Origin of the sequence: Cupriavidus basilensis, assembly GCF_000876015.1 — a bacterium.
GTDB lineage: Bacteria > Pseudomonadota > Gammaproteobacteria > Burkholderiales > Burkholderiaceae > Cupriavidus > Cupriavidus basilensis_B.
The window spans coordinates 21912-34195 of the sequence record NZ_BBQM01000016.1 but is presented as its reverse complement, the minus strand read 5'-3'; the positions used below and the strand labels follow the sequence as shown (position 1 = coordinate 34195).

General features: G+C 61.9%; 14 protein-coding genes. 1 reads left to right on the top strand and 13 read right to left on the bottom strand.

Annotated elements, in window-relative coordinates; all coding sequences use genetic code 11:
- Positions 1 to 4: 4 nt before the first annotated feature.
- The 11 genes from KF708C_RS16545 to KF708C_RS16495 form a co-directional block, all read right to left on the bottom strand.
- Positions 5 to 364 carry a hypothetical protein gene (locus tag KF708C_RS16545; RefSeq protein ID WP_059412662.1) on the bottom strand — a complete coding sequence of 120 codons (360 nt, stop codon included), beginning with the start codon at positions 362 to 364 and terminating at the stop codon, positions 5 to 7.
- Positions 361 to 1629, bottom strand: a complete 1269-nt coding sequence (locus tag KF708C_RS16540) for a phage tail tip fiber protein (protein ID WP_059412661.1) — start codon at positions 1627 to 1629, stop codon at positions 361 to 363. The genes KF708C_RS16545 and KF708C_RS16540 overlap by 4 nt, the downstream gene beginning before the upstream one ends.
- 2 nt (positions 1630 to 1631) lie before the next feature.
- The gene (locus KF708C_RS16535; protein ID WP_059412660.1) at positions 1632 to 3887 is read right to left on the bottom strand and encodes a hypothetical protein; all 2256 of its coding nucleotides are present in this window, start codon (positions 3885 to 3887) and stop codon (positions 1632 to 1634) included.
- A 2-nt stretch (positions 3888 to 3889) separates the two neighbouring features.
- Complete coding sequence (locus KF708C_RS35730; RefSeq protein ID WP_156173860.1) at positions 3890 to 4336, bottom strand: hypothetical protein; 447 nt, start codon at positions 4334 to 4336, stop codon at positions 3890 to 3892.
- A 2-nt stretch (positions 4337 to 4338) separates the two neighbouring features.
- Positions 4339 to 4968: a hypothetical protein gene (locus KF708C_RS16525; protein ID WP_059412658.1), complete on the bottom strand. Its 630-nt coding sequence runs from the start codon at positions 4966 to 4968 to the stop codon at positions 4339 to 4341.
- A 206-nt stretch (positions 4969 to 5174) separates the two neighbouring features.
- The gene (locus tag KF708C_RS16520) at positions 5175 to 5504 is read right to left on the bottom strand and encodes a DUF6682 family protein (protein ID WP_059412657.1); all 330 of its coding nucleotides are present in this window, start codon (positions 5502 to 5504) and stop codon (positions 5175 to 5177) included.
- Between the two features lie 3 nt (positions 5505 to 5507).
- Positions 5508 to 5915, bottom strand: a complete 408-nt coding sequence (locus tag KF708C_RS16515; RefSeq protein ID WP_059412656.1) for a hypothetical protein — start codon at positions 5913 to 5915, stop codon at positions 5508 to 5510.
- A 79-nt stretch (positions 5916 to 5994) separates the two neighbouring features.
- A complete protein-coding gene (locus KF708C_RS16510) occupies positions 5995 to 6396 on the bottom strand; it encodes a hypothetical protein (RefSeq protein ID WP_059412655.1) in 402 nt (133 codons plus the stop codon).
- Between the two features lie 53 nt (positions 6397 to 6449).
- Positions 6450 to 7718 (bottom strand): N4-gp56 family major capsid protein, encoded by a 1269-nt coding sequence (locus KF708C_RS16505; protein WP_059412654.1) that lies wholly within the window; start codon positions 7716 to 7718, stop codon positions 6450 to 6452.
- 12 nt (positions 7719 to 7730) lie between these two features.
- Complete coding sequence (locus tag KF708C_RS16500) at positions 7731 to 8795, bottom strand: hypothetical protein (protein ID WP_059412653.1); 1065 nt, start codon at positions 8793 to 8795, stop codon at positions 7731 to 7733.
- 139 nt (positions 8796 to 8934) lie between these two features.
- Entirely contained in the window at positions 8935 to 9159 is a 225-nt protein-coding gene (locus tag KF708C_RS16495) for a hypothetical protein (protein WP_059412652.1), read from the bottom strand.
- 336 nt (positions 9160 to 9495) lie between these two features.
- On the opposite strand from KF708C_RS16495, the gene KF708C_RS35725 reads away from it, so the two are divergent.
- The gene (locus KF708C_RS35725; RefSeq protein ID WP_156173859.1) at positions 9496 to 10389 is read left to right on the top strand and encodes a hypothetical protein; all 894 of its coding nucleotides are present in this window, start codon (positions 9496 to 9498) and stop codon (positions 10387 to 10389) included.
- Between the two features lie 34 nt (positions 10390 to 10423).
- Here KF708C_RS35725 and KF708C_RS35720 read toward each other — a convergent pair whose 3' ends face one another.
- Both KF708C_RS35720 and KF708C_RS16490 read right to left on the bottom strand, forming a co-directional pair.
- The gene (locus KF708C_RS35720; RefSeq protein ID WP_156173858.1) at positions 10424 to 11698 is read right to left on the bottom strand and encodes an SGNH/GDSL hydrolase family protein; all 1275 of its coding nucleotides are present in this window, start codon (positions 11696 to 11698) and stop codon (positions 10424 to 10426) included.
- Between the two features lie 8 nt (positions 11699 to 11706).
- Complete coding sequence (locus KF708C_RS16490; RefSeq protein ID WP_059412651.1) at positions 11707 to 12270, bottom strand: hypothetical protein; 564 nt, start codon at positions 12268 to 12270, stop codon at positions 11707 to 11709.
- Positions 12271 to 12284 lie beyond the last annotated feature (14 nt).

Sequence of the window (12284 nt, the reverse complement as noted above, 5' to 3'; positions counted from 1 at the left end):
CACCCTAATTCGAGTCGCCTGGCTTTGGATACTTCGCCTTGACGGCATTGATTTGCTGCATCGTCGATTTCGTCTCGGGGTCCAGCAGAGAGGGATCGAGCTTGGCCAGTGTCTTCCAGATGGCATCAAGCTGGTCGCCTTCCTTTGGGTACTCGGCTCGGCGCATGACGTCATAGGTAAATTCTGACGGTTTGTCAGGAATTTGGCGTAGTTGCCCGTCGACGACCTCCCAATCCCCCATCGGGATAGCCTCCACCTCGACATAGCCCTCCCCCTCAAATGCATTGAGGGCTGCCTCGTCTTCGCCGCAATAGGTGAATTGTCGAACGCGGCCAGTGGCCTTGCTGTAGATGGCAATCTTCACCGCTTGGCTCCAAGCAAGGCAATGTCGGCCGAGTACCAGTTGATGAGGACCGCATTCCCAACCTGTATTGAGTAGGTCCCACCGGCCGATGCTGACGAGTCAAAGCAACAGATTGGCACCGCCAGGGAAGGCGTGGTGATGCCCGCTGATACCGCCAGCGTCGCACCGACTTCGGCCAGCACAGTGCTGTCCCGGCAAATTCGGATGGAGCACCCGGAATCCGAGGTCGCCCACACATTCACGACCCCGAAGATAATCGCGGCGGCGGGCCCGGCAGGCATAACGGCGGAGGCGGCAACCACGAAGGTGGCGCCGGTCAAGCCGGAGCCCCCGTGCGCGCCTCTCGGTACAGTCACCGCGTCACCGCGGATGGAAAGCGTGTCAACTTCGGCGTTGCCGATCTTGGCGTTGGTGATCGCCGCATCCTGAATCTGAGCGGTCCCAATCGCTGCGTTCTGAATATGGGCCTGCCGAATCGAGGCAAAATCGATCTGCGCTTCACCGATGGATGCCACGGCAATCGCCGCCGCATCGATGTAGACGCCCGGCGGCACGATGTAGCCGTTCACCACCTGCGTGGTCGTCGTCACGATAAACGGGATGAGCACTGGCACCCCCGGCCCCGTCGGTGAGCCGATAGCAAAGCGGTCAGCCCGGATGGTGAAATCCGAGAATGGCATACCGTTGTTGGCTGTGCTGATCAGCCCAAAGCCCGACACATACCCGTTCGCGTCGATCTTGACCGAGTACTTGCCCATGATGTTGCCGTCGGCGTCGGCGCGGGTCTGAGCCTCCTCCTGCAGCGCCACAGACTGATCACCGACCGTCGATTCCAGTGTCGTGAGTAGCTGCACGAGCGACGAAACGGCATTGGACCGGACGGTGCGCTCCTCGTCCAGTTGCGCAATGACCCCGGTGCCTGGCGCATCCACGCGGTCGATTCGCTCCCCTAGCGCCTTGAACAGTGGCGACTCCATGACCTGGGCTTGCAGGTCAGTGATCACGCGCGCGATGTCGGACGGCTTGATCACCGGGAAGGTACCGCCCTGTGACTGCCGCGCGCCGCCCGCCGAGAGGCCTCCGGTGCCGGCCTTGGCCACGCTGCCCAGTTCGCCGCGGGTGACGAATGCCGAATCCGAGTCGCCAGTCTGGCCATTCCGGACATTCAGGATATCGGCAATGGCACGCAGCACCAGATAGACATTCTTGTCGTTGATGCTGCCGAGGGCGCTCTCCGGAATCGAGGGGACGGGAGGCGACGCCATCCTCACACCTCCTTGAGCGCCAGCGCGCTCGTGCCGATGCGCAGGTCTTTGAATGCTTCGCCGGTGCCGGAGATGCGGATCTTGTAGCGCTGCGCCTTGTAGCCGGCCGGCAGCCGGAATCCACCAGAGCGCGTCAGCGCCTTCGTGTGGCGCAGCACCCAGCCGTCCGTCACCTCATCGTAGGCATGGAATTCCACCGACCATGCTCCCGAGCACAACGCCTTGGCATACCCGAAATTGACGGGCTCCGGGAGTACCATCTCGCGCGACTGCCAGTTGGTGGCAAGCGGCGCGCCGGCATTGAACAGGTACAGGTTCGACCCGACCCCGTAGTAGACGCCATCAGCGAAGTCGCTGGCGAATGAGCACGTTGCCTGAAAGCCTGGAAGGTCGGTCATCGTGCCCGCAGCCTCATCCAGGCGGATCATGAAGGCCGGAAAGGAACTGTCGTCCGCATAGACCACCAAGCGCCCATCCCACACCGAGAACCGCATGGCGCCGAGGTGGGTGGCGTAGCGCGCGCGCCAGACATCGCGTGTGAAGAACTGCTGCGAGAGCGTCAGCGAGGCCTGTCCGCCCTGCATCACGACGATACCGTCGCGGCTGGCGTAGGCAAGGAACCCGTCCACCAGCGCGATGGAGTGCTTCGATACCCCTGCCTGCGACACGTTCAGGTCCAGTTCCGACATGCCGCCCGGCGTCGTGCCCGAGATGAGCACCGGCTCGGTTGTCGTCACCAGCAGCAGGCCCGTGCCATACGGCACGCCGTTGACCACGTTGTGCTGGAACACCTTCACATATTCCGGCGGCCACGCCCAGGGCTTATACGGCTCCGAGAAATGCAGTTCGTTGCCCTTCCATGCGCACAGGATGCCGTTCTTGAGCGTCATCAGCCCCACCAGCCCCGGGTCCGGTGCATAGTAGGTGTCCGACGCCAGCGGCTCATTCAATCCGGCCGCCGTCACATCGTCGTGAAACACGAACGCGCTGCCAGGCTGCCCGAGCACCAGCACCGAGCCAGCGTAGAAGTACTCGATGACATCGCTGCCGTATTGGGTGCGGTAGAGCCGGATCTCTTTGAGAGGCGCATAGTCCGCCGCCGGCGTGTCGCGGGTCACCGTCACATCGACCGCGAGCCCGTTGATCAGGCTCAGTTCGCCGGCCGGAGAAGGCGGGCCCTCCTCATCGTAGGTATTGACGTAGGTGTAGACATACGCCCGTGTCTCGGTAGCTGCCGCATCCGACTTCGAGGCCAGCACCACGGTATAGCTGTCCGCATTGTCGTTGCGCGTGAGCGTCGCGCTCCAATCCGCGGTGGATGATGTCAGGCTGGAATTCGACGTGAAGATGTCGAAGACGGCGGCGCCCGTGCTGGTGTTGGTCCCGATCAGCCGGATCACCGGGAATGCCTGGTCCGGCGTCAGGTTTCCAGCGGCGCTCGCGTTGTCGTTCAGGTACGAATACCGCGTCAGCGAATAGAGCGTCCGCAGCTCGTGCTCGCGGCCGGCGTCGTCCAGCACATAGATGACGTTCTCGATCAGGCTATTGTCCGACACCTTCCGCAGCGTGGTGTCGCTCGATGCGATCACGCGCGTGCCCGCCGGCAGGTCTACCCACACCAAGGTATCCGTCGGGCCGTTGCCATTGCCATCGTCGTGGATGTTGTATGCGTACTTCGTCGCGATGAATGACTCATCGGTTGGGCCGAAGGCCGCCCCCGTATTCTTGGTCGGCGGCGTGAAGGTCCATTTCTGCTTGTCCGTCACCACCGTGAGCCCGATGTCCTGCTCTTGGTACTTGACGCCGCCGTACTCGTAATGGAACCGGGCCGCGATGCTGATTTCCGACAGGCTGCTTGGCGTGCCCGTGACGGAGAACGTCGGGGTGACGGTCGGTTGCGGCACGCCCACACGGTAGCTCGAGCCCGGCGGCCCACCATCCGGCCGCGTGCCCAGGCTGTTCGTGACACGGAAGTCGGTTGGCGTCGTGTAGTAGACCCGCCGATAGGTATCCTTCGCCATCGGCGCGCGCACGGCGTCAACGTCCACGTCCCACGTATAGAACGAGACACCATCCTCGGTATATAGGCTCTTGACGGCGTTGCTCACCGCCGTGATCAGCGCCCCGCCCTTCATCCCGCGCAACTCCCCGTAGCCGAAGTCGCAGTTCTCGGCCACCGTCGCAGCCATCTGCGGCAGAAGCGCATCGGGTACGCGCGGGAAGATGCCCGAAAATTGGGAGATCGAGAGCGTCGTCATAATCAATGCATTCCCGTTGTTGCCCTTTCCAGAACTAGCAAGCCGCTCTTTGTCATTCCGCAGCGCCGCCATCCCGCGGCGATGAAGCAAAATCCAGGGTTGCTTGACCGGACCGCTTTCGCGTTGACGTAGGTGTAATGCCGGCAATTAGGCCAGAGACAATCAGCAATCGCATCCGCCTGTCGAATGAGTCCCGAGCTTTGATGCGCCGACTCGTTGCGGAAGACGGCGCAATTGATGCCGGTCTGCCCGCTGTCGTCGATAAAATTGCGCCACACGAAGCAGGCATCGCCGCGCTCGGTTCGCAGGACGACTTTCTCGCCGGGACCAACGAACAGTTTTCGCTGACGCCCATCGGCATAGCGGTACGCGGAGTAGTGGCGCTCATAGAGTTCTAGGCAATCCCTGTCGCCGTCTTTCGTGAGCCACCAAAGCGGCGCGCTATCCATCGTCAATGGTACGAGGTGGTGCGCTGCGGCGCGCGCGTCAGGCCGCGGTGCGATTCCGCCTTGGCCCCACCCATCGCCGCATCGAAGCGGCCGCGGTAGAGCGTGAACAGCTCCGGGCTGGTCCACGGCTTCTTCGGCATCGCCAGCAGCCGCGCCTTGGCGCCGTCGGCCAGCGCATCGAAGTACCGAGACCAGATCCAGGTTGGAAACGTCGTCGAGGCGCGCGTGGGCTGCAGCGCCGCCGTGACGACCAGGCCGCCAGCGATCTTGCGGACCGGAACGGGGGCCAGGATCACCTGGGCTGGATCGTCGGTCAGGAAGTACTTCACCTCGCCGCGTTCGGTCGCCCACAGCGGCAAGCGCGCCACGAGATCCGATTGCCCGATGGGGTGGATTTCCTTGCCGTCGACGCTGACCAGCAGCACCTGCGCGACCTCGGCGCCGGGCGGCGGGTCGAGTTCGTACGTGTTCAGCCCGGCCAGCACGGGCGCAGGGTCCATGATGTAGCGCCAGCACCATGAGCCTTGGCAAAACTCGATCACCGTATTGCGAATGGCGTTGGCGGCAAGGTCCTGCGGCACCCCAGGCACCTCCGGCAAGACCTCATCGAACAGGTCGGTGTACTTGGTCATGCCTATGCACTCACCCAGCGGATAGACGGGTAGACTTCCGTGAATGCCTGTCGATGCCCACACTTACTGCAGGCGTGCATGTACCTCGGCGGATCGGCGGTTAGCACGATGCCGTTCGCTCGCTGCATCTCACCTTCGCCGCATTTGTCACACACGTAGCGCACGCCAACGGGCTTCAATTCATAGGTCTGCTCAGCCATATTTCCTCACGTGGCAGATATCAGGGTCTGGAACAACTTATAGGCCTTGACTTCCCGATTGGCGTTGACGTGCTCGTCGTCCTTCATCTCGGCCCGGAAGACCAGGTAGTGCTGGATCGCCACCGCATGCTGAGGCGAGAGCGGGAAGTCGTCGGAGAGCCCGAGCACGGGCACCGCCTGACCGAATCGCCCGAAGCGCAGGTCCGGCCGCATGCCATAGATTTCGGCCAGACCGTCATTCACGAAGCCGAGCATGTCGGCGTCCGAGTAGCGGTCCTTGTCCGCATCATTCAGCGGCACGCGCCCGTTGTTGATGACCTGCTGAACCGTCGGCATGGCTTACGGCGCGACGCCGGGTTGCAGCGGCTCGGGGCCCTTCTCGGCTTCCTCGATCGCGTCGATCATCTGCTTCTTGCTCAGGGTCGGCGCGAGCGAGAGCTTCATCTTTGCGCCGAAGGCGGCCAGCTCGGCCTTGCTCATCTTCTCCAGCGGCTTCGCCAGGCTGGACTGAGCCACCTCGGTCTTCTCGCCCGTGGTCGGGTCGATGACCGATACCGTCACAGGGCCGCCAAGCCGATCCGCGTCCTCCGGATTCTCCAGGCCCCACTGGTCCGGATACTTCAGCAGCATCTTGGCCTGGTTTTCGGAGACTTCCTGCACGTCGCCGCGGCCGGCCCAGGATTTCCCGGAGCCTGCCACGTTGTCGCGCGCCCAGGGCTTCAGGCCCACATACACGATTCCGATCATGATGATCCTCAAGGTAGGTCAAGAAAACGGGGCGACACGCGCCGCCCCGTTCCAGACTGCGCCGATGCGGACGGCGCGCCTAGATGCCGCGCGGCTCGTAGAACAGGACCGTATCGATGTCGCCGGATGCGGCCGCGCCGCCCACGGTGGCCACGATGTAGGCGTCCTTGGGGATGAAGACCGGCTTGGATGCCGAGATCGTCGACGCGGCCGAGGCGGTAGCCTGTGCATTGAAGAACGCCGTGGCATCGCCGCCGGAGCCGTCCGCGTACTCGTAGCCGAGCGAGATGGTCGTGCTCGCGCCGAGCGCGCCATTGATCAGGCGCGACTGGTCGACCTTGGTGCCGGCAGAAACCAGGTTCAGACGGACCTTGTCACCGATCTGGGCGGCGGCCAGCGTGTACTTGCCGTGCGCCGCCGCCAACGGCGCCTCGCCCGAGTACTGCACGTCTCGCAACGTCGAAGCATTGAGGGTGGTCATATTTCTCTCCTGTTGGGGCGGGCGCCCTGCCCGCCCCGTTGGTCATGTCCCGATTACGAGCCCAGCAGCGTGCGACCGGCGGCCGAGGCGGGGTCCGGGGCGTACGAGTCGATCACCGCCACGCCGTGGTCGGTGTCGACGCCGTCGACCTTGAAGCGGATCTTCGCCGTGCCGCTCATCGAACCCACCACGATCTCGATGGAGTTCTTGTGGTCGACTTCTTCTTCCGACCAGTCGTAGAAGTAGTCGCTGTTCGACTTGCCGTAGGCCTTGGCCAGCGCCTGCGCGCCCACCAGGATCGCGCGGTCGACCGGCTGCGCGGTCTGCACCGTCGACTCGGTGTACGTGCCGCCGTCGGCGCCGCCGGTGTCGATGACCACGTTCGAGCCGGTGTTGAAGCGGATGGCGTAGCGGTTCATGCGCTTGATCAGCACGCCGTTCCACATCAGGGTTTCGTAGCTGTCGAACAGCGGGTGCTTCACGCCGGCCGACTTCCGCTCGAAGGCGTTTTGCATGGCCTGGCGCCAGTCGGTCTGGCTCGTCCGCGACTTCATGTACAGCCACTGGCGCTCGGTCACGAACAGCGCCCACAGCGGATCGTTCCACGCGCGGTCGTCGCCCTTGATCTTGATGGGCTGCAGCACCACCGGCGACTCGCGCTGCATCGACACGATGCGGTCGACGTCCTGGAAGGTCAGCGCATCGTTGGTGCCGATGTCCGCCGGGCTGGTCGCGTCGTTGGCCGCGTAGTAGCGGTTCTTGGTCGGCGCCTTCACCGGGTTCACCAGGATTTCCGCGAACTCGCTGTCGTTCTGGAAGGGCACAACCCAGTCGCTGGTGATCTGGTCGCCGCGCGCACCGGCGAGATGCACGAGCGAGGTCTGGTCTTCCAGTCGCTGCGCCCAGCCCTGCAGGCCGGCCATCGCGATGCCGCGCAGATTGTGCTTGGTGCGCTTCTGCGTCATCTTGCCGCCGCTGTCGGCGCCGCCGCGGGTCTGGTTGATGGACACCTCCATCGTCGACGACGTGAGGCCCATCATCTTGCCGGCCACGCGCTTGTCGCCCATCACCGGCTTGCCTTGCAGCGGGTTGAACAGGTCCACCGACACGGTGTCGCCGGCAGCCTTCGCCAGGTCGCCCGCTTTCACGATGGGATAGTCGGGGCTGGTCTGGCCCTTGGCCTTGGCGGCGAACGAACCTTCCTTGGGCATTTCGCCCGAAAGCAGGTTCATGAAGCCCGGTGCGGATTGCACGCGGGAGAACAGGCCCACGCCGTACACTTTGGCGGCGAGGGGGCTGCCGTAGGGAATGCTGGTCGTCATGGTCTTCCTCGATCAGAGAGAGCTGAAATAGGCTTCCTGCTGCTCGGGCGACATCTTTGCGAACTTGTCCGCCAGTTGGAGGGTTGTCATACCCTCCAAGGCTTCTTTCTCGCTGTTCGCCGGCGCAGCACCGGCCGGGAAGTCGGACATGGAGGTCGGCACAGTCTTCTTTGCCGACGCGGCGGCCACGGCCTCCGCTTCCTTGCGCAACTCTTCCGGCGATTTCTGCGGAGGGTTGGTTTTCGCGCCCGGGATTTCGATTGCGCCGTGCGTCGTCTCGACGAGCTTGACCACTTCGGCAAAGCGCTCAGCCAGGGGCTTGTCGGCCCACTTCGGGTCTTCTCGCAGCACAGCGTCGAAGCGCTGCGCCGTTGCGAACCGATCCGGGTCGGTGGCTTGGATATGCGCCAGCTTGGGCGTCGCGTCGATGGCATCCCGGACCTGTTCTGCCTGGGTGCGCTGGCGCTCGACCTGTTGCTGTTGCCTGTCCTGCTCGACCTGCTGGTGCTGTGCCCTCAAGGCCTTGATGGTCGCTTGCTGCGCCATGTAGGCCTTGTACTGGATCGGGAAGTCTTCCTTGAAGGCCTCCAACTCCTCGGGCGTCATTGCATCGGCTTCGGGTGCTGCCTCGGTGGTGCGGGCGCCTTCACCAGATTTCGCCCCTTGATTCCCTGCGGCAAGCTGCGCTTCGAGCGCGGCGATCTTGTCCGATGCTTCCTTGGCCAATTGCTCGGCCCGGGCTGCCCGGTCACGCTCACTCTTCAGCACCGAAAACGGGATGACATTCTTGCCGTCGCGGGCAAGCACGCCTTCCACGTTGCCTTCGTTCTCCTGCGTCGTCTCGACCTTCGCCGCCTCCCCTGCCGCCACCTTCTTTGCGGCCTCGGCTGCCTCTTCGGCTGCCTTCGCTGCTGCGGCCTCGGCGGCTTCCTGCGCCGCCTTGGCTGCCTCGTCCGGCTTCACTTCGGCCGCCGCGGTATCGGAGGCAGCGGCTGCTGCCAGCTCCGCTCCGCTTTCGGCGGCCTCGTAGGCCTTCAGAAGTTCTTCGGGGCTTGCGCTGCTCAGGTCAATTTCCATTCCACTCCACTCCACGTATCGCGTTGGCTGCGAGGTTCAATCCATGTCACGGTCCGCCTATCCGGGCGGCACGGCTACCGTGCTGGGTTGATGTGGATGCTATTGCGCGTGGAGCAATTCGAGTCGGCCAGTTGTGGCCTCAATCCGTGACCACGGCGTCGGCACCCTCATTGCGCTCGATGGACTTGGTGCAGTGGTCGCGCTCGAACCAGTCGAGGAAGCGGCAGAGCACGCAAGCCCAGCGCTTGCCCTCTGCCTGTCCCTTGCCGGCCCGGCTGGAGATCGTTTCGTCGGGGTCGCCGCCGAGCAGGGTGTTGGCACCCTGATCCAATGCGATGAGAAGGTTCAGCAGGTACTTGCGCATAGCCTGTTCCTTGAGGGCATGAAAAAGCCACCCGACGGTGGCTGCGAGGTCTTTTCCATTGGACTGGCCTTTGGATGGAGAGAATGCTAGGTGGCCTGGAACAATTCGAGTTTGGTCGATAGGGATGAAAAAGCCCGCGCTAGGCGGGCTGTGGCGATATATGGTTCCTCCTGTTTGGATGGCGCTCGGATCTCAGAAGCAAACTCCTCATGAGAAGCTTTCCCCCTAGAAGTTGGGAGGCACACCAACTACTCGTCGCACCGGATAAAATTCCAGTCGCCTATTCCACGTTACATGCCAGTGAAAACCTCTAAGAAAATAGTTGTGGCAGCTCTGATGGCTGCAACCCTGCTGGGCGCAGCGGAAATTGTCGCGCGCTCCGTTCTGGGGCTCGGAACGCCTCCGCTATATCAAGCCGACCCTAGCATTGAATATGTCCTGCAGCCAAGTCAGAATATCATGCGGTTCGGCAATAGGTATGCAGTGAATCAGTACAGCATGAGATCTCGCTCGTTCCCTACTGGTCTGGCGCCAAGGGAACAACGCATTCTGGTCTTCGGCGATTCGGTGGTAAATGGAGGTGCACAGGTAGACCAGGAGGAACTGGCCACAGAGCGCCTGCAGAATGCTCTCCAGGCAGATGCCGATTACCCGATCACGGTCGGCAATATCTCCGCCTTTAGTTGGGGGCCAGGAAACTGGCTAGCCTATGCGAAACGTTACGGTCTATTTGGTGCAAGCAAGGTTGTTCTGGTAGTCAACAGCGATGACTATGCCGACGTGCCAACCTTCGCTCCATTGGATCCGGAAACACACCCAACAGTGAAGCCACTGCTCGCAACCTGGGAAGGCATCACACGTTATGGCCCTCGCTATCTGAAATTTCCGGTTACTCGCGCAAGCAGGTCGCCAAAGATTCCTCCTGCGGAGCAGATACAGAGCGCACTAAGTGACCTCCGTGAGTTCCTGATTGTGGTGCGAGAAGCAGGGGCAACGGTCGTCGTCGTTCAGCACTATCAAAAGAGCGAACTCAGTCTTACTGCGCCTCCGATTGGGCTGCAACGTATTGCGGAACTATGCTCAGATCTCAACGTGCCATTGATCAGCCTAAAGGATGATGAGAGCATGCACCCTGAGTCTACCTACCTAGATAACATTCACCTTACCCCTACTGGGCAGGAAGTATTGCTTAGAGGAATACTGAGAGCGATCGCCGTAAGCGCAGCGTAACAGAGAGTCGGATGCAGGCCCATATCATCCAACGTCAGTTTATTTTCCGGGCAGCAATAGTACCAATCTTGATAGTTGCGCTTCCAGCGCCGGTACAGCGCGCCGTGAATGTGATCGACCCGCCTGTGTAGGTGCCAGCAGGCAACGTGAGAATAGAGCTACGGAATTTCAGATTGCAGGTTTCTGGCAGATTCCCCCCCAGCGCCTTTTTCCAAACACTCACCGAGGGACCGCCGCCGCCAACAAACGAAAGCACAGCCTCAACGACACTCAGGTTGACTGGGCTTGAAATGTTGATGTCACCTTCCAGCACAAACCGATCTCCGGCTGCAATGGTAAAAACGCCCAAGCTACTCATGAATGCCTGGAATGTGTCCGAGGCGGAGGAAAATGTGACAGCGGCCACCATGTCGTTGCCCATCCCATCGGGCCGTGCCGCGATCGACATTGCCGCCACGGAAGCGCCGCCGGTGGACCACAGATGCGGCACTGTGCCTGTATGGCCTGCGCCTAGTACTCCATCCGTTCCGGTCATGAGAGGGTTGCGACAGAAATTAGTCGACAAAGGCTGCGACTCTTTCGTGTCGATAACAGAATTGCAGAACGGGTACTTGAATCCACTCGCGCGCCGAGCCAATGCCGGCCCGAGCACCTTCCCAATCTTGTATGCGCCAGAGACGTTGATGTGTAGATTGTCTGCTGTGTCTGTTATCAGCGGAGCACCGTTGGCATTTGTCGGATTGATGATGGCCGGGAATATGTCAATAAATTCACCATCGGTACGGCCATTCCAGCGCGTGGATAGGCATTGACGAAACTTCTGCTTGAGAATCGCAGTAGTAGTTCCGTATAGGTTGTCCGGCGTCTCGCTGAACGCGAACACGTAGATATTCGCAGCAGCGAAGGCGCTGTAGATATATTCCAAGTTGGCAAGGGCAGCCGTCAACATGGCATCCGTGGTAGGAATGTCGTTCGTGAGTCCCCATACCACAGCGGCATTGACCGACGAACCAAGCGAAGTAATGAGCGCATCAACGCGATTCTTCATGCCTGTCGTGGTGTCTCCTGGAACACCAGCATTCAGAACGAGCGTAGCCGGCAACCCGGCGATAGCGTTGGCGTAGCCGAACCAATCGGCATCTGTCGAACCTCCATTTACACCGACGGTCAAATTCGCATTAGCAGTGCGCGAGTCCCCAAATAGGACGACATTCAGGGTAGACCCGGCATACCCCTTGTTAAGCAATCCGCCGGCCAGCGAAAGATAAGCCGCCCGCTTAGGGCTGATCGGTGCATCAAGCAATCCCATCTCTCACCTCACGAAATCAAAATTGCGGGCTGCGCCGTCACGGCGCCGTTGGCATCTCGCGTCATCGCAGGCTGCGTGACGGTCTTGGTGGTGGCACCCACGTAGGTGGCATGCCATGCGTCGATGGCACCCGGAAACGCAGTGCTGAGCACGTCAGCGGTGAAGACGCCGGCAGTGCCATCAGGCCATGCGATCTGTGCCGCCGTCAGCGCGCCATTGGCGTCGCGCGTGCCGCTCACCAGTTGGAAGTTCTGCGTCTGTGCCCAGCCGAGCAACTGACCGGAAACGATGTTCGCTGCAGCCTGCTCTGCCACCTGCTTCGCTATCACCGCCTGCGTTGCACTCGCCGCCGCATCACTCTTTGCCTGCGCCGCAGCCGTAGCGCTCGCAATGGACACGGCCTGAGCCTGCGCCGCCGCGACCTGGGCCGCATCCGCGGCATCGGCATGTTCTTCTGCCGTCGCGGCCTGCTCGATTGCCTTCTGCTCCAGGTACTTGAGATTCGCCTCTTGCTCCGGCACCGTCACGGTTCGAAGCACGTCCTCTCGCAGGATGAGGTGGTCAGTTTCCATCGAGGTTCTATCCG